19 protein-coding genes and 1 riboswitch are annotated in these 20,367 nt (G+C 68.6%); of the genes, 9 read left to right on the top strand and 10 right to left on the bottom strand.

The genetic code is table 11. The features are described from left to right. Positions 1-226 precede the first annotated feature (226 nt). Positions 227-1,726, bottom strand: coding sequence for a protoporphyrinogen oxidase (hemG, locus tag M2428_RS01095; protein WP_277522703.1), 1,500 nt, complete (start codon positions 1,724-1,726; stop codon positions 227-229). A gap of 4 nt (positions 1,727-1,730) precedes the next feature. Further along, positions 1,731-2,846 (bottom strand): uroporphyrinogen decarboxylase, encoded by a 1,116-nt coding sequence (hemE, locus tag M2428_RS01090; protein ID WP_277523566.1) that lies wholly within the window; start codon positions 2,844-2,846, stop codon positions 1,731-1,733. A gap of 204 nt (positions 2,847-3,050) precedes the next feature. Between hemE and M2428_RS01085 the strand changes: the two genes are divergently transcribed. Beyond that, positions 3,051-4,445: a glutamyl-tRNA reductase gene (locus tag M2428_RS01085; RefSeq protein ID WP_277522702.1), complete on the top strand. Its 1,395-nt coding sequence runs from the start codon at positions 3,051-3,053 to the stop codon at positions 4,443-4,445. An 85-nt stretch (positions 4,446-4,530) separates the two neighbouring features. On the opposite strand, the gene M2428_RS01080 is transcribed toward M2428_RS01085, so the two are convergent. Further along, positions 4,531-5,550, bottom strand: a complete 1,020-nt coding sequence (locus M2428_RS01080) for an SDR family NAD(P)-dependent oxidoreductase (protein ID WP_277522701.1) — start codon at positions 5,548-5,550, stop codon at positions 4,531-4,533. 97 nt (positions 5,551-5,647) lie between these two features. After that, positions 5,648-6,871: a molybdopterin-synthase adenylyltransferase MoeB gene (moeB, locus tag M2428_RS01075; RefSeq protein WP_277522699.1), complete on the bottom strand. Its 1,224-nt coding sequence runs from the start codon at positions 6,869-6,871 to the stop codon at positions 5,648-5,650. A 155-nt stretch (positions 6,872-7,026) separates the two neighbouring features. On the opposite strand from moeB, the gene M2428_RS01070 reads away from it, so the two are divergent. From M2428_RS01070 to M2428_RS01060, 3 genes are all read left to right on the top strand, one after another. Continuing rightward, positions 7,027-7,674, top strand: coding sequence for a TetR/AcrR family transcriptional regulator (locus tag M2428_RS01070; protein ID WP_277523564.1), 648 nt, complete (start codon positions 7,027-7,029; stop codon positions 7,672-7,674). 61 nt (positions 7,675-7,735) lie between these two features. Beyond that, positions 7,736-7,960 carry a DUF3107 domain-containing protein gene (locus M2428_RS01065; protein WP_277522697.1) on the top strand — a complete coding sequence of 75 codons (225 nt, stop codon included), beginning with the start codon at positions 7,736-7,738 and terminating at the stop codon, positions 7,958-7,960. 113 nt (positions 7,961-8,073) lie between these two features. Then, the gene (locus M2428_RS01060; protein WP_277522695.1) at positions 8,074-8,376 is read left to right on the top strand and encodes a hypothetical protein; all 303 of its coding nucleotides are present in this window, start codon (positions 8,074-8,076) and stop codon (positions 8,374-8,376) included. A gap of 40 nt (positions 8,377-8,416) precedes the next feature. Here the strand turns inward: M2428_RS01060 and M2428_RS01055 are convergent, their stop codons facing one another. The 4 genes from M2428_RS01055 to thiO all read right to left on the bottom strand — a co-directional run bounded on the left by M2428_RS01055 (position 8,417) and on the right by thiO (position 11,535). Next, positions 8,417-9,085: a 4a-hydroxytetrahydrobiopterin dehydratase gene (locus M2428_RS01055; RefSeq protein WP_277522693.1), complete on the bottom strand. Its 669-nt coding sequence runs from the start codon at positions 9,083-9,085 to the stop codon at positions 8,417-8,419. Positions 9,086-9,143: 58 nt separating this feature from the next. After that, positions 9,144-9,968, bottom strand: a complete 825-nt coding sequence (locus tag M2428_RS01050; protein ID WP_277522691.1) for a thiazole synthase — start codon at positions 9,966-9,968, stop codon at positions 9,144-9,146. 5 nt (positions 9,969-9,973) lie between these two features. Continuing rightward, complete coding sequence (gene thiS, locus M2428_RS01045; RefSeq protein ID WP_277522689.1) at positions 9,974-10,210, bottom strand: sulfur carrier protein ThiS; 237 nt, start codon at positions 10,208-10,210, stop codon at positions 9,974-9,976. Further along, complete coding sequence (gene thiO / locus M2428_RS01040) at positions 10,207-11,535, bottom strand: glycine oxidase ThiO (protein ID WP_277522687.1); 1,329 nt, start codon at positions 11,533-11,535, stop codon at positions 10,207-10,209. Before thiO ends, thiS begins: the two co-directional genes overlap by 4 nt. Next, a riboswitch (TPP riboswitch) is annotated at positions 11,530-11,650 on the bottom strand. (Overlaps the previous gene by 6 nt.) Before the next feature lie 26 nt (positions 11,651-11,676). Here thiO and thiE point away from each other — a divergent pair. Beyond that, positions 11,677-12,372, top strand: coding sequence for a thiamine phosphate synthase (thiE, locus tag M2428_RS01035; RefSeq protein WP_277522685.1), 696 nt, complete (start codon positions 11,677-11,679; stop codon positions 12,370-12,372). 24 nt (positions 12,373-12,396) lie between these two features. On the opposite strand, the gene M2428_RS01030 is transcribed toward thiE, so the two are convergent. After that, positions 12,397-13,068, bottom strand: a complete 672-nt coding sequence (locus M2428_RS01030; protein ID WP_277522683.1) for a ferritin-like fold-containing protein — start codon at positions 13,066-13,068, stop codon at positions 12,397-12,399. Positions 13,069-13,109: 41 nt separating this feature from the next. Here M2428_RS01030 and M2428_RS01025 point away from each other — a divergent pair, with 41 nt between their 5' ends. From M2428_RS01025 to M2428_RS01015, 3 genes are all read left to right on the top strand, one after another. Next, a complete protein-coding gene (locus M2428_RS01025; protein ID WP_277522681.1) occupies positions 13,110-14,612 on the top strand; it encodes an RNB domain-containing ribonuclease in 1,503 nt (500 codons plus the stop codon). A gap of 328 nt (positions 14,613-14,940) precedes the next feature. Continuing rightward, positions 14,941-16,716, top strand: coding sequence for a DEAD/DEAH box helicase (locus tag M2428_RS01020; protein WP_277522679.1), 1,776 nt, complete (start codon positions 14,941-14,943; stop codon positions 16,714-16,716). A gap of 8 nt (positions 16,717-16,724) precedes the next feature. Then, positions 16,725-17,597: a site-specific DNA-methyltransferase gene (locus M2428_RS01015; RefSeq protein ID WP_277522677.1), complete on the top strand. Its 873-nt coding sequence runs from the start codon at positions 16,725-16,727 to the stop codon at positions 17,595-17,597. A 172-nt stretch (positions 17,598-17,769) separates the two neighbouring features. Here the strand turns inward: M2428_RS01015 and M2428_RS01010 are convergent, their stop codons facing one another. Next, positions 17,770-18,615, bottom strand: a complete 846-nt coding sequence (locus M2428_RS01010; RefSeq protein WP_277522676.1) for a PHP domain-containing protein — start codon at positions 18,613-18,615, stop codon at positions 17,770-17,772. 124 nt (positions 18,616-18,739) lie between these two features. On the opposite strand from M2428_RS01010, the gene M2428_RS01005 reads away from it, so the two are divergent. After that, a complete protein-coding gene (locus tag M2428_RS01005; protein WP_277522674.1) occupies positions 18,740-20,323 on the top strand; it encodes an aminopeptidase P family protein in 1,584 nt (527 codons plus the stop codon). Positions 20,324-20,367: the final 44 nt, after the last annotated feature.

The following is a 20,367-nucleotide window of genomic DNA, read 5'->3' as shown; positions in this document are numbered from 1 at the left end:
ATCGACCCTAGCCGGAATCGACCGGCAGGAAAAACTTGCAAAACCCGCGGAAATCCGGCAGGAAACCCCACGGGACCGCAGGGGTTCAGGGTGCCCTGGGGGCCGCTGTTACTCCTGTGACTGAGGGTGCTTTTGGGACTCGCGGGACCGCCTTCAGGGCAGCCGACTCGAGGCAGCGCCAGTCAGGGGTGCCGCGTTGGAGTGATCGCCTTCAGGGCAGCCGCCTTCAGGACAACAGGGTTTGGACCTGCCGCGGGGTGTCGGCCACGATCGCGGCCAGGCCGTTGCCGGACAGCCAGCCGCCCACCACGGCAAGCGTGCCGTCCGCTGCACAGATGCTCCGGACGGCCGCGACGCGCTGCCTGTGGCCCAGCGACGCAAAGGGCAGCGCACCGGCCCAGCGGACCACGTCCCAGCCAGCCACGTCCCCGGCGCCGACGGGAACGCCCAGCAGGGCCGAGGCGTCAGCCAGCGCTGCGCGGAACAGCTCATCGTCAGAGTGCGGCGCCGTGGGCGCTCCCCCGGCTCCGGGCTCCGGCGCCGGCCCTGCGGCAACAGCGCGTCCGTAGGAGAGCCGGAGCACATGCCTTCCCGGGCCTGTCCGCTCCGCCAGCCAGGCCCATTTGGCGGTGGCGTGGGTCAGTGCCTTGGCCTGCACGCCCGGGCTCTGCGGCGCCACAAGCACGCCGGTGCCGCGTGGCGCCGTGTCAAGGGCCGGGAGATCCACCACAAGCGTGACCAGGCTGACATCGGGTCCGGCGTCGGGGCGGAGGCCGGCAAGTTCGGGCAGGGTGTCCTCAAGCAGCCCGACGGCGGAGGGGCCCTCCACCGCAACCACGAGGAATCCGGCGTCGAAGGTGGCCAAGTCAGTGGCCACCCGCCAGCCGTCGGCTGTGCGCTGCACGGACCGGGCCGGGGTGCCGCTGAGCAGGGTGACGCCGCGCTGGCGCAGATCGGCGAGCAGGGCGGCGACGAGGGTGTGCATTCCGCCGTGCAGCCCGGCGACGGCGGACCCGGCCTTCCGGAGCCCCGCGGACTGGGCCTTCGCGGGCCCGGCCGGTCCGGCCGTGGCAGCCGCCGCTCCCCTGCGCTGGGCCGCGACGGCGGCGGCGAGGGAACCGTGCTGACGGATGCCGGCCCGCAGCCCGGGGGCCACCATGTCGACGTCGAGCACTGCGGGATCGGCCGAGTGGACGCCGCCGACAACCGGTGCCACGAGCCGGTCCAGGACCCGGCTGCCCATCCGCCGGCGGACCAGGGCTGACACGCTCGTGGTCTCAGCGCCGGTGCCCAGCGAGGCCGGCAGCACGGCGTCGATGGAGGCGCGGAGGGAACCCAGCAGGCCCAGTGACCGGCGGACTTCCGGGTCCCATGGGCTGGCCGGGATGCCCAGCACCCCGGTCTTGGGCAGTTCCCGCGGGCCGTCGGGCAGCTGGACCCAGGCACCGCCGGGGTTCGGCGCCACGATCTCGCCAGCCAGCCCGAGTTCCGCGGCGAGATCGGCTACGGCGGCGGTGCGGGTGGCGAAAGACTCTGCCCCGCTGTCCAGGGTCAATCCGGCTACGGCATGGCTGCCGACGCAGCCGCCCCAGGCTTCGCTTGCTTCCAGGACGGTGGTGCGGACGCCGTCCCGGGCGAACTCCCGGGCCGCAAGCAGGCCGGAAATCCCGCCCCCAATCACGACGGCGGCGCCTTCCACGGCAGTCCCGGCGGGGCCCGCATCCACGCTCTTACTCCGGAGCGATGGAGTGGATGAGTTCGACCACGCGCGTGAGCACCTCAGGATCCGTCTCCGGCGGCACTCCGTGGCCGAGGTTCACCACGTGCCCAGGAGCCGCGGAGCCGGCCGCGAGCACGTCGCGGACATGCGCTTCGAGGACCTCCCACGGTGCCGAGAGCAGGGCCGGGTCGATGTTGCCCTGCAGAGGAACGGTGCCGCCAAGGCGGCGGTTGGCCTCGTCCAGCGGCAGTCGGTAGTCGACCCCCACGACGTCGACGCCGACGTCGCGCATCGCGACGAGCAGTTCCGAGGTGCCGGTGCCGAAGTGGATCAGCGGTGCGCCAAGGTGCCGGACATGGTCCAGGGCACGGGACGACGCCGGCGCAACGAAGCGCTGGTAGTCGGCCAGTCCCAACGAACCGGCCCAAGAGTCGAAGAGCTGGCCGGCAGAGGCGCCGGCCTCCAGCTGGGCGCGGAGGAACATTCCGGAGGCGTCCGCGGCCCAGTTGGCCAGCGCAGTCCAAGTCTCGGGGTCGGCGTGCATCATGGTGCGCGGGCCGAGGTGGTCGCGGGAAGGCTTGCCCTCCACCATGTAGGCGGCGAGGGTGAAGGGCGCGCCGGCGAAGCCGATCAGCGGTGTGCTGCCGAGTTCGGCCACCGTAAGCCGGACGGCTTCGCGGATGGGCTCCAGGGCCTCCCAGGTCAGCTGCGGCAGGGCGGCAACGTCCGCAGCCGTGCGGACCGGCTTGTCCAGGACGGGTCCGACACCGGGCACAATGTCCACACCGACGCCGGCCAGCTTGAGCGGGATAACAATGTCTGAGAAGAAGATGGCGGCATCGACGTCGTGGCGGCGGACCGGCTGCAGGGTGATCTCGGAAGCCAGCTCGGGGCGCAGGCACGAGTCGAGCATCGCGACGCCCTCACGGATCTTGAGGTATTCGGGCAGCGAGCGGCCGGCCTGACGCATGAACCATACCGGCCGGCGGGAGGGCTTGCCGCCACGGTAGGCGGTGATCAGAGGAGAGCTTGCGGTGCGGCCGTCCATCAGCGGGTGCCCGGCATCGAGGCCGCCGGCGGCGCCATCCACGACGCCGCCATCGTTGGCAGCATTGCCCTCGGACATACTGAATGTGGTGGTGCCGGCACGTGCCGCAGCGCTTGGAGTCATGCCTTCGATTGTGCCCAAATTTGTGCCCAAAAGATAACGACAGCCTGTCACGCCGCCCATCCTGGGCCGCTCGGTGGCGGGAATCACAGGCCGGCGTGCCTGAACCCACGCCGGGACAGTTGTTCTACGCGGGCGCGAAAAAGCTATGATGGTGATGCTGTGGTTCTTTTTTCATTGGTGGCTACACACGCCGACATCGACCTCGAAACCGTTGCTCAGTTGAGCACCGGCGCTTCAGGGCTCGCCACATCCGCCCTCGCCGGATCGCCGGCCGTGGCGGGTGCCGTTGTCCTTGCCACCTGCAACCGCCTTGAAATCTATGGTGAAGCCCCGCATCCTGACGCTGTCGACGCGGCCCGGGCAGCCCTCATCACCCAGATCAGCGGAGCCAGCGGACTCAACGATCAACTCGTCTCCCGCGCCTTCAGCACCCGCACCGGCGCCGAGGTCAGCCAGCATCTCTTCGCAGTCAGCTCCGGACTGGACTCCGCAGTGGTCGGCGAACGCGAAATTGCCGGCCAGGTGCGCCGCGCCTTGATCACCGCCCAGCACGAGGGCACCGCCAGCTCCGGCCTGGTCCGGCTGTTCCAGGCCGCATCCAAGACCGCCAAGGACGTCGGCGCCCAAACGGCGCTGGGTTCGCGCGGCCTGTCCATCGTCTCCGTGGCGCTGGATCTCGCGACGGACCTGTCGGAAAACCCGGACTGGTCCGCCAAGAAAGCTGTAGTCTTCGGGACCGGCGCTTACGCCGGAGCCACCATGTCGCTGCTGCGCGAACGCGGCTGCACCGATGTCTGCGTCTATTCCTCCTCCGGCCGGGCCGCCGGCTTCGTCGCCACCCGGGGCGGCACGGCCCTGGACGAGGACACTCTTCCGGCCGCAGTTGCCGCGGCCGACGTCATGATCGGCTGCAGCGGCTCCGACAGCCGGGTCGAAGCGGACGATCTCGCCCGGATCCGGGCGAACTCGCCCCAGCCGCTCATCGCGATTGACCTAGCCCTGACCCACGATTTCGACCCCGCCGTCGGCGATCTCGACGGCGTGGAACTGCTCACGCTCGAATCCGTCCGGCTGGCCGCGCCGCAGGAACAGGCCGAGTCGCTCGAGCAGGCCAGCAGCATCGTGTCCGGGGCGGCCAGCGCCTTTGAGCAGGAGCGCGAGGCACGGTCCGTGGACTCGGCGATTGTCGCCTTGCGCCGCCACACGATGAACGTCCTGGACGCGGAGATGGAAAAGGTCCGGGCGCGGCACGGCTGCACCGCCGCCGCCGAGGAAGTCGAATTCGCCCTGCGCCGCATGGTGAAACAACTGCTGCACATCCCCACCGTCCGGGCGCGCGAACTGGCCTCCAACGGACAGCAGGAGACCTACATTGCCGGTCTTGAGGCGCTGTACGGCATCACGGTGGAGCCCTCCGCCGGCGCACCGGCCTCGGGTGCTGCCGGTTCCGCGGCGGCGTGCCCCGTCGACCACATCGCCGCTGTCCACAACCCTGGCGACCACAACCCTGGGGACCACATCTCCGGCGCGGGCGACATCCGCGAAACCGCGTAACTGCAGAGGCCCTCGGGCGTAGCCGCCCCGCGCAGTCAGCGCCGTCCGCGGCCTACCGGTGCTTATCGGTGCCTGCCGGTGCTCATCAGCGGAAGGCGTTGATCCCGGTCATGTCGGCCGACATCTGCCACAGCCGCGCGGCGGCCTCCCGGTCCACCGCATGGGCATCCACGCCCCTGATCCTCGCTTCGGGCGATCCCGGCACCGTGGGCTCGGCGATGTCGCAGTCCTCGCAGTAAACGCCGCCCATTCCCTCGAGCGCCGGTGCCGTCGCGGCCCAGACCGAAGTGGCGGCGCCCTGCGCGGGTGTTTTGAAGCGCGGGTCGAGCTTGCCGTGCTCGTCCATCCAACCCGCGGCGATCATCTCCTCCCGCGGCAGGTGCCGCTGCAGTTCCGTCATGATCCCGCCGGGATGCACGGCGAAGGCGCGCACGCCAAATTCCCGGCCCAGGGCGTCGAGCTGGACGGCGAAGAGCGCGTTGGCCGTCTTTGCCTGGCCGTAGGCCCGCCACTTGTCGTAGCCGGCGTCGAAATTGATGTCATCGAAACGGATCCCCGAGAGCTTGTGGCCGGTGGAGGACAGCGAGACCACCCGGGCGCCCCGCGCCGCTGCAAGCGCGGGCCACAGCAGGTTGGTGAGGGCAAAATGGCCCAGGTGGTTCGTGGCGAACTGCGATTCCCAGCCGGGACCCACCTTCCGCTCCGGACTTGCCATGATGGCGGCGTTGTTGATGAGGATGTCCAGGCTGCGGCCTGCGCCGGGCGCCGCGCCGGCCAGGAAGGCGGCGGCGAACTCCTTCACGCTGCCTTGGTCCGCTAGATCCAGTTCGGCAACGCTGACATCGCCGCCTTCGGTTGCCGGCGTCAGGCCGGAATCAGCGAGGACATCCCGGGCATGCTCCGGGCGGCGGGCCGGCACCACAACGGCGGCGCCGGCGGAGGCGAGTGCCCGCACGGTCTCCAGGCCCAGTCCCGAGTAGCCGCCCGTGACGATCGCGGTCTTCCCGGTCAGGTCGATGCCGGCAATGACCTCGGCCGCCGTCGAATCCCGGCCAAAGCCGGAGCCAATCTTCCGCTGGGACGTCACGGTATTTTCCTCGCTCATGGCCAGGCCTTTCGTAGGAGGGCGCCGCTCGACGCAGGGTTGATCGGCCGCGACGTGGACGGCCGGTTGGCCGGATGCCCGGGTCGCCGGGTTGGCCTCAGTACACCGGCTTCCCGGGTTCCACGTCCCGGACCCAGGCGAGAATGCCGCCCTCGAGGTGGCTGACGCGCTCGTACCCGGCGGCGCGGGCTGCGGACAAGACGGCGGCGGAACGTGTTCCGCCCTTGCAGTGGAAGACGATTTCGGCATCCTGGGGCAGTTCCTGCCACGCCTCCCCGGCAAGGATGCGGCCCTGCGGGATCAGCTCCGACCCGTCAATGCGGACAATCTCGTACTCCCCTTGCTCCCGCACGTCAATCAGGTGGAAGTCTTTGAGGCCGGCCTTGCGCGAGGCCAGCATGGTGGCGAGCTGGGTCGCCGTCACAGTGTGCTCGGTGCCGGCATCCGCCGTCGGGGTTATCCCGCAGAATGCCTCGTAATCGGTAAGTTCCGTGATGCGCAACGCCTCGGGGTCCCGGGCCACCTTGATCTCGCGCCAGGTGCCGCCGAGCGCGTCATAGAGGGCCAGCCGGCCCAGCAGGGACCGGCCGACGCCGGTGATCAGCTTGACGGCCTCGGTCACCATCAGCGCTCCGACGGCGGCGCACAGCATGCCGAACACGCCGCCTTCACCGCAGGACGGCACGGATCCGGCCGGCGGCGCCTCCGGGTAGAGGTCCCGGTAGGTGGGCCCGTGCTGTTCCCAAAAGACGCTGACCTGGCCGTCGAAACGGAAGATCGATCCCCAGACGTAGGGTTTGCCGAGGATGGCGGCGGCGTCGTTGACGAGGTAACGGGTGGCAAAGTTGTCGGCGCCGTCGAGGATGAGGTCGTAGCCGGCGAAGAGTTCCAGTGCGTTGGACGCGTCGAGGCGGAGGTTGTGGAGCCGGACGTCCACGAGCGGGTTCAGGGCCGCAATGGCATCGGCGGCGGACTCGATTTTGGGCCGGCCCACATCCGCGACGCCGTGGATGATCTGGCGCTGCAGATTGCTGAGGTCGACGTCGTCGTCATCAACGATGCCAAGGGTGCCGACCCCGGCGGCGGCGAGATAGAGCAGGGCCGGGGAGCCGAGGCCGCCGGCCCCGATAACGAGAACTTTCGCGTTCTTAAGGCGTCGCTGGCCGATCGCGCCGATCTCCGGAATGATCAGGTGGCGCGAGTAGCGTTCCACCTCGTCGGGGCTGAGGTCCCCTGCCGGATCAACCAGCGGTCCGGGCCGCGGATCCAGCTGCGTCTTGGCGGTTGCGGGGGCACCGGTGGCGGTGAACTTGGAAGCCATACTTCAATCTATGCCCGAAGATACCGCCAGGTCATATTACCCGCGCGTAAGGTGTAATTGAGTGCAAGGTAGATCAGTACAAGTGCAGTTGAGTGCGATTGCGCGCAATTGGGGTGAAAAGGGAAAGAAGGCCGACAGTGGTTCATCAGGCACCGGTGGAGCGGGACGAGACCGGCAAGCCGCCGGCCGGACAGACGCGGAGCGGACAGCGCTCGGCACGCCTGCCCCGTGACGAACGCCGGGCGCAGCTGCTGGCGGCTGCGCAGGAAGTTTTCGTCGCGAACGGCTACCACGGCGCCGCCATGGATGAGATCGCCGAGACCGCCCATGTCAGCAAGCCGGTGCTGTACCAGCACTTCCCTTCCAAGCGCGACCTCTACCTGGCGCTGCTGGACAGCCACCTCAGCAAGCTGATCGATCTGCTGCTTGGCGCCCTGAATTCCACCACAGACAATGACGAACGCGTCCAAGCGGTCATGCGCGCCTACTTCCGCTTCATCGCCCACGACGACCAGGCGCACCGGCTCGTCTTCGAATCGGACCTGATCAACGATCCCGACGTCAGTGCGCGGCTGGAAACGTTCAACAAGACCTTTGCCGACGCCGTCGCCCACGTCATCGCCGAGGACACCAAGCTGCCCGAACTGGAAGCCCAGCTGCTGGGCCGCGGACTCGCCGGGATGGCCCACGTGAGCGCCCGGTACTGGCTGGAAACCGATGGGAACCTCGATCTCGATGTGGCCAGCGACCTCATTTACCGTTTAGCTTGGCGCGGAATCTCCCGCTTCCCCAAAGAGACCTAGACTACAAATAGAGATTGACCTTAGACATTTTTTGGACGTTGATTGGCTGGGAGGCCTTGCTGTGGAAGTAAAGATTGGTATTCAGAACATTGGCCGCGAACTTGTACTGGAATCGGCCCAGGACGCCGACGCCGTCGCCAAGGTAGTCGGCGACGCGATCGCCAAGGGCGGCGAACTGCGGCTGAAGGACGACAAGGGCCGCCTGGTGATCGTCCCCGCCAATGTCCTGGGCTACGTGGAAATCGGAGCAGAAGAGGCCCGCCGCGTCGGCTTCGGCGCGCTCTAGCCCTGGCCGTCCGGGGCCGCCGTTGGAGCAGCGTCCCGGCTGAATCCTTCAGTACCGTTTTGCACTGCCGTTTTCTTCAATGTCGTTTTCTTCACAAGTGTGAGGTGTCCTGAATGCTTTCCCTGATTGTGGTCGCCCTGGTGACCGTTGCTGCGGGCTTCGTGGTGTGGGCCAACGACAAGCGGCACACGAAATACGGTGTCAGTGTCCCGGCCGGAGTCGCAGCGTCCGTCGGCATGTTGAGCTGGATCATCTTCATTGCGGCCGGACTCGGCTACCAGCCGGGCCTGACCTGGATCCCGTGGATCCTGCCGATGGTCCTGGGCACTGCGGCCTCGATCGCGGCCGTGGTGTACCTCGGCAAGACCCGGACCCGGCAGGACACCGAGCGGCTCACCACCATCTTGAAGCTTTAGCTGCGCATACCCCGGCAGGGGGCACCGGCAGTGCAGTGCCTTACGCCGGCACGTCCGGCCCGTGGCCGTCCTCGGTACACAGGCACAGCCGGTTTCCCTGTGCATCCGTGACCACCAAGTTGGGTGCGTGGTCACGGTTCATTGAGGCCCCGATAGCCGCGGTCTGGTCCAGTACCGGGCCGGATTCGGCCTTGCTCCGGTGGATGTCCAATTGGATGCGGCTGGCGCTTGGAGTGGTCGTTTCCCGGAACCGGAGCGAAGGGCCGCGGCCGTAGGGGTCCGTGAGATCCCCGAACCTGCCCTTGCGGTAACCGAGGGCGACCCGCCAGACCTCCGTAATCCCGGCGGGATTCTCGGAATCGATGGCTACTTCCACGGTGCGGTACAGCCCCGGTTGCGCGGTGGCCCCGACTGCGGCGGCCGCCACGCTGGCCGCCGCCGCAGCCTTGACGTCCCGCGGCGTCACCTCGGTGCCGGCGTCGTGGGAACTGTAGCGAAGAAAGACCCGGTTGTAGCGCCAGTCCAGGTCCGGGTGGTGGTTCTGCTCTTCGGCGAGGCGCCCGACGGCGGCGATCAGCTCGAGCGCCGCGGCCGCCGTCGGCGCCTTGTACACGGTCACCAGCCCGCCGAGGCGGTACCGCCAGTCCGGCAGGCCTGCGAGCGCTTCGTCGAGCTGGGGGCGGGTGAGGATGTCATCCGTGGCTGCCATGACAGTCTCCTTCACTGGTTGACCGACAAGACCGGCGGCCTGCCGGGAGCGGCCGGACTCAGAGGAACTCGGCGCGGCCTTCCATCGCCGACGACGCCAGCGCGTGCTCGCGGCGCGGGATCCTGCCAGCCTTTCTTGCCAGCCTACCGGCGATGACGGCATGCTTGAAGGCCTCGCCCATGAGCACGGGATTCTGCGCCCGGGTCACGGCCGTAGCCAACAGCACGGCGTCGCAGCCGAGTTCCATCGCCAGCGCCGCGTCCGAGGCCGTGCCGATCCCGGCATCCAGCACCACGGGTACGGACGCCCGCGAGACGATCAGCTCGATGTTGTGCGGGTTCAGGATGCCCAGGCCGGTGCCGATCGGGGCGCCCAGCGGCATCACGGCCGTCGCGCCGAGGTTTTCGAGCCGGAGGGCAAGCACGGGATCGTCGTTGGTGTAGGCGAAGACCTTGAAGCCGCGCGCCACGAGCTGTTCGGTGGCGTCCACGAGTTCGACGGCGTCCGGCAGCAGGGTGTGCTCGTCGGCAATGACTTCGAGCTTGACCCAGTCCGTTTCCAGGGCTTCCCGGGCCAGCTCGGCGGTGAGGACGGCGTCCCTGGCGGTGAAGCAGCCGGCCGTGTTGGGCAGCCCCCGGATCCGGTGGTCCTCGAGCAGCTGAAACAGCGAGCCCGTCTCCGCCGGCGAATAGCGGCGCATTGCCACCGTGGTCAGCTCGGTCCCGGAGGCCACGAGCGCCGCCCCCAGCCCGTCCAGGCTCGGTGCACCGCCGGTGCCCATGATGAGGCGGGAGCCGAGCGTCACGCCGTCGACCACGAACGGGTCGGCCACCGCCCTGGTCTCAGGTACGGCCGGTGTTCCTGCCAACGTCGTCTCGTTCATGCTGGTCATCCTCCCTGGACTGCCGTGACAAGTTCGACGTCGTCGCCGTCGGCGAGCGCCGTGGCGTGCCACTGGCTGCGCGGCACCACTTCGGCGTTGCGAGCCACGGCGACACCGAGCTTGCCCCCGTCGGCAGCCCGGCCGTCCGGGCCGATTCTGCGGCCCGTGAGCTGGCTGACGAGTGTGCTGACGGAGGCGCCGTCGGCGACGCTCTGATCCGTTCCGTTCAGTCTGATGTTCATGCTGCTTCCTTCTTAGGGCTGTCCCCGGACGTGTCCGGGATGCGGGAAAAACGGTCGGGGCGGAACCCGGCCCAGCGCGGATCCGGCGTTCCGTCCATGAGTTGCCGGCACACGGCCGCAGCTGCGGGGGTCAGCAGGACGCCGTGCCGGAAGAAACCTGTTGCGATGATGAGCCCCGGGAAGTCCCCGCCGTCCGGGTGGGCGACCCGCCCCAGCAACGGGGCGTTGTCCGGTGTGCCGGGCCGGGGCCGGGCCGTGGCTTCCAACAGCTCCAGCTCGGCGACTGCGGGCACCAGCTGCTGGGCATCCCGCAGCAGCTGGTAAACGCCGCCGGCAGAAACCGCGTGCGGACCCGACGGTCCGTCCTCGCGCTGAGTGGCTCCGATCACCACGGTGCCGTCCTGGCGGGGGACGATGTACACCGGGACCCCCCGCACCATGCCCCGCACGGTGGCCGTGAGCAGCGGCAACAGGCGCGGGGGCACGCGAAGCCGGAGGATGTCGCCGTAGACAGGCCGCAGCGGCAGTGCCAGCCCGGCGGGCAGGTCCCCGAGCCCCGCGGCGCCCAGCCCGTTGGCGACGACCGTTTCCGCAGCCCGCACGGAACCGCCGCCCGCCAGCCGCACCCCGGCGACATGTCCGTCCTGCCACAGCAGGCCCGCCGCGCGCCGCCGGACGAAGCTCCCGCCCTCAGCGCCGAGCACGCCGGCGAGCCGGGCGATCAGCAGCCGAGGGTCCACCTGGTGGTCGGCCGGGATGTCGAAGGCGCACGAGATGCCCGGACTCAGCAGGGGCTCCCGGCTGCGGGCCTCGCGCACTGTCAGTGGTTCCACGGTGAGGCCGCAGGCCTGCTGGACCTCCCTCAGGTCCGCGAGCGCGCGCCGGTCCGCGGCGTCGGCCCCGACGGCGAGGGTGGGCGTCGTCAGGTAGCCGGTACCGGCCCGGGGTTCCGTGCCGTCGGCACCGGCGTCGATCCCGGCACCGGCGTCGATCCCGGCAGCGAATTCGGGCCACAGCCGGGAGGACTCAAGCATCAATTCCAGGAGCTGCTCCTCCTGGTAATGCAGCTCGCTGACGGGGGCCAGCATTCCGGCCGCGGCCCAGCTGGCTCCGCTGCCGGGAGCATCGTCGATCAAAACCACAGACCGGCCCGCGCGGCTGGCCTCGAACGCGATGCCGTGGCCGATCACCCCGCCGCCGATCACGGCAACGTCGGCGGTGATGTCCCCGGCGGTGATTCGCTCTGCGGTACCGGGCCCGGTGTCACAAACCCCGGCGGCGGCGTCATTTGCGGCTTCGGCTGCGCGGCCGGCTCGTGTGCCCATAAAAAAATTCCTTCCCTACGCCGGTACTAGCCGGATCAGGTCAAGCGGTCGGCTCTGACGCCCTCTCAGCCGTGCAGCGGCGACATGGCTGCTGCGGGCTCCCGCGGTATGCGCCCAGTTTAGAGGAACTAGGCTGGACCCATGAGCCAGGACTCCCTCCACACCACCGCCCGCCTCTACTTGTGCACTGACGCCCGCAGGGGCCGCGGCGACTTCGAGGACTTCGTTGACGCCGCCTTCGCCGGCGGGGTGGACATCATCCAGTTGCGCGACAAATCACTCGAGGCAGCCGAGGAACTCGAACTCCTGGAGGTCCTGCACGCCGCAGCCCAGCGCCACGGACGGCTTTGGGCCGTCAACGACCGGGCGGACATCGCCTCCTTGTCCGGGGCACCGGTGTTCCATATCGGCCAGAAGGACATTTCGCTCGACGCCGCCCGCGGCTTCCTGGGCAAGGATGCCGTGATCGGCCTGTCCACCCACAGCCCCAAACAGGTGGACGCCGCCATTGCTGCCGCGCCCAGCCGCAAAGGACTCGACTATTTCTGCGTAGGCCCCGTGTGGGCCACGCCCACCAAGCCGGGACGCGCCGCCGTCGGCCTCGACCTGATGCGCTACGCCGCCCAGGCGATCGGCCGGGCGGACGCTGAGGGAACCGGCAAGGTGGACGGCGTCATGCCGTGGTTCGCGATCGGCGGGATCGACCTGAGCAATGTGGAGCAGGTAGTCGAGGCCGGCGCCCGGCGGATCGTGGTGGTCCGGGCGATCACCGACGCCGCTGATCCGGCCCACGCCGCGGGTGCGCTGCTGGCGGCGCTGGACGCCGCGGCATCCTAGGCAGGTTCCCGGCCGCAGCTGAACCTAGCCGGCGAGCCCCAGCCCTGCCATCCGGCGCGCGTGGTTCGCCGCGAGTTCGGCCGTCAGGCCGCTGACCAGCTCCCTGGCACCGGCGTCGTCCAGACCCGAGAGCCCGGCGAGGAACGAGTGCTCAAGGCTGACCCGCTGGGCATGGGTCAGGACCTCGCCCAACAGCCGCCTGGCCCACAGCGCCAGGCGCGACGCCAGCCTGGGATCATCGGCCAGGGCCGCCTTGAGTCGCTCCTGCAGCACGGCCGTGGACTCGCCGGTGGAGCGGACCTGGCCGATCAGCTCCCGGGTCCCGGCGTCGACGTACCGGCCGACGGCGCGGTAAAAGTCCGCGGAAACGGTGTCGATCACGTAGGCCTTCATGAGCGCTTCATACCAGTCCGCCGGGCGCGTGCGCTCGTGGAAGTGGTCCACCGAGGGTTGGAACGGCAGCATGGCAGCCTCGGTGTCCAGGCCCATGTGCTCGAGCCGGGCGCGGACCAGTTCGTAATGCTGGAACTTGACCACCGCCATCCCGCCCAGTACCGCGCGGTCATGCAGCGTGGGCGAATACCGGGCACTCGAGGACAGCCGCTCGAAGGCGGAAAGCTCGCCGTACGCCAAGATCCCCAGCAGATCCGCTACGAAGCTGTTGTAGAGGGCAGGATCGTCCGCAGTTGCGCTCATCATCCAAGACTAATAGCGGAAATCGGGCTACCCTGATTTTCGTGTCCCATCATCGCCTGACCCCCAGCGTCCACGAGCAGCAGAACCAGCTTGCCGAGGCTCTCAAGGCGTTGCGCACCACGCTGGAACTGCCCGGTCCGTTCCCCGAGGACGTGCTGCGCGACGCGCAAGCAGCGGTGGCCGAGCACAAGCTGCCGGACCTGGACCTGACGCATGTCGAGTTCGTGACCATTGATCCGGCATCGTCCACCGACCTCGATCAGGCCCTGTTCATCGAACGGAGCAACGGGGGCTACAAGGTGTTCTACGCCATCGCCGATGTCCCGTCCTTTGTCGCCCCGGGCGGGGCGCTCGACGCCGAGACCCGGCGCCGCGGCCAGACCTTCTACACCCCGGACGGCCGGATTCCGCTGCACCCGGAGATCATCAGCGAGGCCGCGGGCAGCCTGCTCGCCGGGCAGTTGTGCGCGGCGTTCGTCTGGGAGTTCGAGCTCGACGCCGCCGCAGAGGTGACCTCGGTCCTCGTGCGCCGGGCGCAGGTCCGCAGCCGAGCCAAGCTCAATTACAAGGGCGTCCAGGCCGAGCTCGACGCCGGCACCGCGGCGCCGGTACTGCAGTTGCTCAAAGAGGTGGGCATCAAGCGGGTGGAGCAGGAACGCCTGCGCGGCGGCGCGAGCCTGAATATGCCCGAACAGGAGATCCAGCAACTGCCCGACGGCGGCTACCGGATCGTGGCGGCCCCGCCGCTGCCGGTGGAGGACTGGAATGCCCAGATTTCACTCATGACCGGGATGGCCGCCGCCGCTCTCATGCTCCAAGGCAAGGTCGGCATCCTGCGCACCATGCCCGCCCCGGACGAGGCGTCGCTGCGGCACTTCCACCGCCAGACCCAGGCCCTCGGCAAGCCCTGGGACGGGGAAATGCGCTACGGCGAGTACCTTCGGACCCTGGACCCCATGGACCCCCGGCAACTGGCCATTGTGCATTCGGCCGGGATGCTCTTCCGCGGTGCCGGGTACACGCACTTCGACGGCACGGTACCGGGAGCCGCCGTCCAGTCCGCCATCGGCGCGGCCTACGCCCATTCCACGGCGCCGCTGCGGCGGCTGGTCGACCGCTTCGTGCTGGTGATCTGCGAGGCCCTGAGCAACGGCACCGAAGTTCCGGCCTGGGCCCGGCAGGCCCTGCCGTCCCTTCCGGCCATCATGGGCACCTCGGACCAGCTCGCCGCGAAGCTGGAGCGGCTCTCGCTGGACACCGTGGAGGCGGCGCTGCTGGTCAACCACGTCGGCCAGGAATTCGACGCCGTCGTCATCTCCGGCCCCAAGCCGGCGAAGAGCACCACCAATGGCAGCGTCAACGGAAATGGGAACGGCGGCAAAGCCAACGGCAACGGGAACGGCCCCTCCGGGATCGTCCAGATCGCCGAGCCCGCCGTGACCGCACGATGCCCCGGCGAACTGGAACCGGGCACTCAAGTCCGGGTCCGAGTGCTGTCCTCGGACATCGCCACCCGCGAAATCGAGCTGGAGCTCGTGGGCTGACGGCCCGCATCAGGCCCGCTATCGGTCCGCGGCCGGCACGCTCCAGCGGCGCGATCACGGGTCCAGTCGAGGATCCGGGCCTTATACAGCTAGACTGGAGAGGTAGAAATGGATGCCCGGTCGTTGATTTCCATGATTTTCGAATTCAACAAGCCCGCCCCTACGCGATCTTGAGATACACCCGTTGGTCCCCAGTGCCAGCATTTAGATAGCCCGCGATCGGCTTCCACTGGAAATGCTTGCGCGCCTGAGCGTGCTCCGGAACGGCCACTTTGGCCGGCCCCGTTGAGCAAGCAGCGCAGCCCAAAATGAATAAGGAAACTCCCCTGTGAGTGAATTGCACACGCACCAGCTTCTGACCGATGAGTCCGGCACGGAGACCATCGAGCCCGAAGAGACCATTATCTCGGACGAAAAGCCGCACGAGATTGCCGAAAAGACCTTCGCCGACTTCAACGTCCGCGCGGACATTGTGGAGTCTCTGGCCGACGCCGGCATCACCCACCCCTTCCCGATCCAGGCCATGACGCTGCCGGTCGCCCTGGCCGGGCACGACATCATCGGCCAGGCCAAGACTGGTACGGGCAAAACCCTCGGCTTCGGCATCCCGGCGCTGCAGCGCGTCGTCGGCCGTGACGACGCCGGTTTCGACAAGCTGGCCGTTCCCGGCGCCCCGCAGGCCCTGGTGATCGTGCCTACCCGCGAACTCGCCGTCCAGGTGGCCAAGGACCTGGAGAACGCCGCGAAGAAGCGCAACGCCCGCATCGCCACCATTTACGGCGGACGCGCCTACGAGCCGCAGGTCGAGGCGCTGAAGAACGGCGTCGAAGTCGTCGTCGGCACCCCGGGCCGCCTGATCGACCTCTACAAGCAGAAGCACCTGAGCCTGAAAAACGTCAAGATCGTCATCCTCGACGAGGCCGACGAAATGCTGGACCTCGGGTTCCTGCCGGACGTCGAGACCCTGATCGCCGGTACCCCCGCGGTCCGCCAGACGCTCCTGTTCTCGGCCACCATGCCCGGCCCGGTCATCGCCATGGCCCGCCGCTACATGACCCAGCCGACCCACATCCGCGCCGCGGACCCGGACGACGAAGGCCTGACCAAGCGCGACATCCGCCAGTTGATCTACCGTGCCCACAGCATGGACAAGGTCGAAGTCGTCGCCCGCATCCTGCAGGCCCGCGGACGCGGCCGTACCATCATCTTCACCAAGACCAAGAGAACCGCCGCGAAGGTGGCCGAGGAACTGGTGGACCGCGGTTTCGCTGCGGCCGCCATTCACGGCGACCTCGGCCAGGGCGCCCGCGAACAGGCGCTGCGCGCCTTCCGCAACAACAAGGTGGACGTTCTCGTCGCCACCGATGTCGCCGCCCGCGGCATCGACGTCGACGACGTCACGCACGTGATCAACTACCAGTGCGTCGAGGACGAGAAGATCTACCTGCACCGCGTCGGCCGTACGGGCCGCGCGGGCAACAAGGGCACCGCCGTGACCTTTGTTGACTGGGATGACATGCCGCGCTGGGGGCTCATCAACAAGGCCCTGGGCCTGAGCTACCCCGAGCCCGTGGAAACCTATTCCTCCTCGCCCCACCTGTTCGAGGAACTCGATATCCCCGCGGGCACCAAGGGCCGGCTTCCCCGCGACAAGCGCGTGCTGGCCGGCGTCGACGCGGAGGTCCTCGAGGACCTCGGCGAGACCGGCAAGAAGAACTCGCGCACCAGCGCAAAGGACAGTGGCCGTGACGGCGCCCGCGAGGGCAACCGTACGGGCGGACGTGACGGCGCCCGCGAGGGCAGCCGCACCGGCAGCCGTGAGAGTGCCCGTGAAGGCAGCCGCACCGGCGGCCGCGACTCGCGCCGCAGCGGCGCCGAAGCCGGCGGACGCTCCGGCGACCGCCGTCGCCGTCCCGCCGAGGCCGATGCCGCCACGGCGTCCACCGCCAGCGGACAGGGTCCGGAAACTGCTGCCGCCGCGACGGCGAAGGCCCCCACCGAGGTGGACCGGGCCACCCGTGCCCGGCGCCGGACCCGCACGCGCCGCCGCAACGGCGAGGTTGTGGCCGGCGGCGACGCACAGCCGAGCGGCGCCGAGGCCTAATCCCCTCCATGACTGACACCGTCTGGGCGCCGGACGGCAGCAACCTGGTGGTTCACGCGGACAACGCGGAATACCTCCCCACGCTGCCGGACGGCGCCTTCACACTGATATACGTGGACCCCCCCTTCAACACCGGCCGGGTCCAGCGGCGCCAGGAAACCAAGATGGTGCTCAATGCCGGCGGCGAGGGTGACCGTGTCGGGTTCAAGGGCCGGTCCTACGACACCATCAAGGGCGCGCTGCACAAGTACGACGACGCGTTCAGCGACTACTGGTCCTTTCTCGAGCCCCGGCTCGTGGAGGCCTGGCGGCTCCTGGCCGACGACGGCACCCTGTACCTGCATTTGGACTACCGCGAGGTGCACTACGCGAAGGTCATGCTGGACGCGATCTTCGGCCGGGAGTGCTTCCTGAACGAGATCATCTGGGCGTACGACTACGGTGCACGGGCCAAGTACCGCTGGCCCACCAAGCACGACAACATCCTGGTCTACGTCAAGAACCCGGCGAAGTATCACTTCGACAGCGCCGAGGTGGACCGTGAACCGTACATGGCCCCCGGACTCGTCACCCCCGCTAAACGCGAGCTCGGCAAGCTTCCCACGGACGTGTGGTGGCACACGATCGTTTCGCCGACCGGCAAGGAGAAGACCGGCTACCCGACGCAGAAGCCGGAGGGGCTCATCCGCCGCGTGGTTGCGGCCTCGAGCCGGCCCGGCGACTGGTGCCTGGACTTCTTCGCTGGTTCCGGAACGCTCGGATCCGTGGCCGCGAAACTGGACCGCAGGTTCGTGTGTGTGGACCAGAACCAGCCGGCCATCGACGTCATGGCCAAGCGCCTGGCCGCGCACGCGCAGTTCACGTCGTTCCCGGCGGCCTGACGGCGCCTGACCGCCTGACGGCCGGACCCTGTCCTGACCTGACCCTGACCCTGTCCTGACCTGCCAGCCCGCCCGTTGCGCTATCACTTCCGGCGGCTATTCGGGCCCTAGGAGGCCTCATAGGGACGCAAAGTGATAGCGCAACCCCGGGTCCAGGGTCTCGAACTGGCCCTCAGCGGACTACGGACGAGCCAGTACCCTGTTCCTCGATCCGGGCAAAGACTTCTGCGGAGGTCAGGTTCTCCCCCAGCAGGTTCGGCTTTCCTGCGCCGTGGTAGTCGGATGACCCCGTGACCAGCAGGCCGTAGCGTTCGGCGATGCGGCGGAGGAACCTCCGGCCCTCTTCGGGATTGTCGCGATGGTAGATTTCCAGGCCGGCCAGGCCGGCGTCGATCATCTCCCGGTAGGTCTCCTCCCCCACGATCCGCCCGCGGGCAGACGCCACGGGGTGGGCAAACACCGGGACGCCGCCGGCTGCACGGACCAGTTCGACGGCGAGCGCCGGCTCCGGCGCATAGTGCTGGACCCAGTAGCGCGACCTTGCGGTGAGGATGGAGCCGAAGGCCTCGGCCCGGTCTTCCACGACACCCGCGGCGACGAGCGCGTCGGCGATGTGCGGGCGGCCCAAGGTGGCGCCCGGCGCGACGTGGTGGATCACGTCATCCCATGTCAGCGGGTAGTCCTCGGACAACAGAGTGACCATCCGCTGTGCCCTCGTGTGCCGGGCATCCTTTGATTTCGTGATTTCCTCAAGCAGCCCCGGATGCGCGGGATCGTGGAGGTAGCTGAGCAGGTGGACGCTAATGCCTTCCGCCGTCCGGCACGAGATCTCCATGCCCGGGACGAGGGCCACCCCGGTTTTCCGGGCAGCGACGGCGGCCTCCGCCCATCCGGCAGTGGAATCGTGGTCGGTCAGGGCGATGACGTCGAGGCCGGCAGCGGCGGCGGACTCCATGACGTCGGCTGGCACCTGGGTGCCGTCGGAAACGTTGGAGTGCGCATGCAGGTCAATCCTCACCTCACCAGCCTAGTAGATGGCCGGATCCAAAGCCCCGGCTCCTTCACGCCAAGGCTCCTTCAGCTGCCCCACAGCGCGAGCGTGCCGTTGGCCTAAGCCGCGGCGCTGGTGAGACTATGGGACGGTGAACGATGCAGATAACACCCTAGTCTCCGCTTCCCAGCCCCTCGAAGAGCGCGTCAACAACCGCTCACAGCGGCCCAGCTCCGACGCCTTCAAGGCCTTCATGGCCAGCAACTGGGCGCCGGCCACGCAACAGCTCCCCGAAAGGGACGCCGTCGCCGGCCACGCCGCAGCCCGGCGCCGCTCCATCTCAGGCCAGTTCAAAGGTGAACGCCTGGTCATCCCCGCCGGTCCGCTGAAGGTCCGCTCGAATGACTGCGACTACCGCTTCCGGCCGCACTCGGCCTTCGCGCACCTCACCGGCCTCGGCCTGGACCACGAACCAGATGCGGTCCTGATCTTGGAACCGGTGCCGGAAGGCACGGGCGACGACGGCGGCCACCACCGCGCCACCCTGTACTTCCGCCCACTGGCCGGCCGCGACACCGAGCAGTTCTATGCCGATTCCCGCTCCGGGGAGTTCTGGATCGGCGCACGCCCAACCCTGGCCGAATTCCAGGCCAAGCTCGGACTGGCCACGGCGGACATCGCCGAACTCGAACTCGCCATCACCAAGAACGTCGGTGCGCCCGAGATCGGCGGAATCTCCATCAGGCTGGTCCGCAAGGTTGACGACAACATTGACGCCCTCGTGGACACCGCCCGCTACAACACGGCCAAGGATCCGGACAACCTTGACCTGAGCGTCCTCGACGCCCTGGACGAGAAGCTCACCGAGGCCCTCTCGGAACTGCGCCTCCTCAAGGACGAGTGGGAAATCGAACAGATGAAGACTGCCGTCGCGGCCACGGTCGCAGGCTTCACGGAGGTCGTGAAGGCACTTCCCCGCGCGCTGACCCACCACCGCGGCGAGCGCGTGGTGGAAGGGGCGTTCTTCGCCCGGGCCCGCGAGGAAGGCAACGAGCTCGGCTACGACACCATTGCCGCCTCGGGCAACAACGCCACCGTGCTGCACTGGACCCGGAACACCGGCAAGATCAACGCCGGTGAACTGCTGCTCCTGGACGCCGGGGTCGAGGCCGACTCTCTGTACACGGCCGACGTCACCCGCACGCTGCCGGCCAACGGCAAGTTCTCCGAGATCCAGCGCAAGGTCTACGAGGCAGTGCTCGACGCCGCCGACGCCGGCTTTGCCGCGGCCCAGCCCGGCACCAAGTTCCGGGACATCCACACCGCAGCCACCACCGTGCTGGCGGAACGGCTCGCCGAATGGGGCCTCCTGCCCGTCTCCGTGGAGGAAGCCGTCAGCATCGAGGGCCAGCAGCACCGCCGGTGGATGCCGCACGGCACCAGCCACCACCTCGGCCTCGACGTCCACGACTGCGCCCAGGCGAAGCGGGAACTCTACCTCGACGGCGTGCTCACGCCCGGAATGGTGTTCACGATCGAGCCCGGCCTGTACTTCAAGAATGAGGACATCGGCATCCCCGAGGAATACCGCGGCATCGGCGTCCGGATCGAGGACGACATCCTCATGACGACCGGCGGCCCGGTCAACCTCAGCGCTGCACTGCCGCGCAAGGCGGACGACGTCGAGTCCTGGATGGCGGGCATCTACCTGGAGGTCAACGGCCAGACGCCGTAGCTCGGAAAAGGCATAGATCAGGGAAGGGAGGGTTCCGGATGTCC

Origin of the sequence: Arthrobacter sp. ES3-54 (assembly GCF_029504395.1) — a bacterium.
Taxonomy (GTDB): Bacteria; Actinomycetota; Actinomycetes; order Actinomycetales; family Micrococcaceae; genus Arthrobacter.
This window is presented reverse-complemented; position numbering and strand designations above follow the sequence as displayed.

What these genes read in the sequence shown, in the direction of transcription:
- thiE (WP_277522685.1), top strand. Translation starts at nt 11,677, where the DNA reads ATGAGCCAGGACTCCCTCCACACCACCGCCCGCCTCTACTTGTGCACT.
- M2428_RS01015 (WP_277522677.1), top strand. Translation starts at nt 16,725, where the DNA reads ATGACTGACACCGTCTGGGCGCCGGACGGCAGCAACCTGGTGGTTCAC.
- M2428_RS01080 (WP_277522701.1), bottom strand. Translation starts at nt 5,550, where the DNA reads ATGAGCGAGGAAAATACCGTGACGTCCCAGCGGAAGATTGGCTCCGGC.
- M2428_RS01055 (WP_277522693.1), bottom strand. Translation starts at nt 9,085, where the DNA reads ATGGCAGCCACGGATGACATCCTCACCCGCCCCCAGCTCGACGAAGCG.
- M2428_RS01050 (WP_277522691.1), bottom strand. Translation starts at nt 9,968, where the DNA reads ATGAACGAGACGACGTTGGCAGGAACACCGGCCGTACCTGAGACCAGG.
- M2428_RS01030 (WP_277522683.1), bottom strand. Translation starts at nt 13,068, where the DNA reads ATGAGCGCAACTGCGGACGATCCTGCCCTCTACAACAGCTTCGTAGCG.
- moeB (WP_277522699.1), bottom strand. Translation starts at nt 6,871, where the DNA reads ATGGCTTCCAAGTTCACCGCCACCGGTGCCCCCGCAACCGCCAAGACG.
- thiO (WP_277522687.1), bottom strand. Translation starts at nt 11,535, where the DNA reads ATGGGCACACGAGCCGGCCGCGCAGCCGAAGCCGCAAATGACGCCGCC.
- M2428_RS01060 (WP_277522695.1), top strand. Translation starts at nt 8,074, where the DNA reads ATGCTTTCCCTGATTGTGGTCGCCCTGGTGACCGTTGCTGCGGGCTTC.
- hemE (WP_277523566.1), bottom strand. Translation starts at nt 2,846, where the DNA reads ATGTCCGAGGGCAATGCTGCCAACGATGGCGGCGTCGTGGATGGCGCC.
- thiS (WP_277522689.1), bottom strand. Translation starts at nt 10,210, where the DNA reads ATGAACATCAGACTGAACGGAACGGATCAGAGCGTCGCCGACGGCGCC.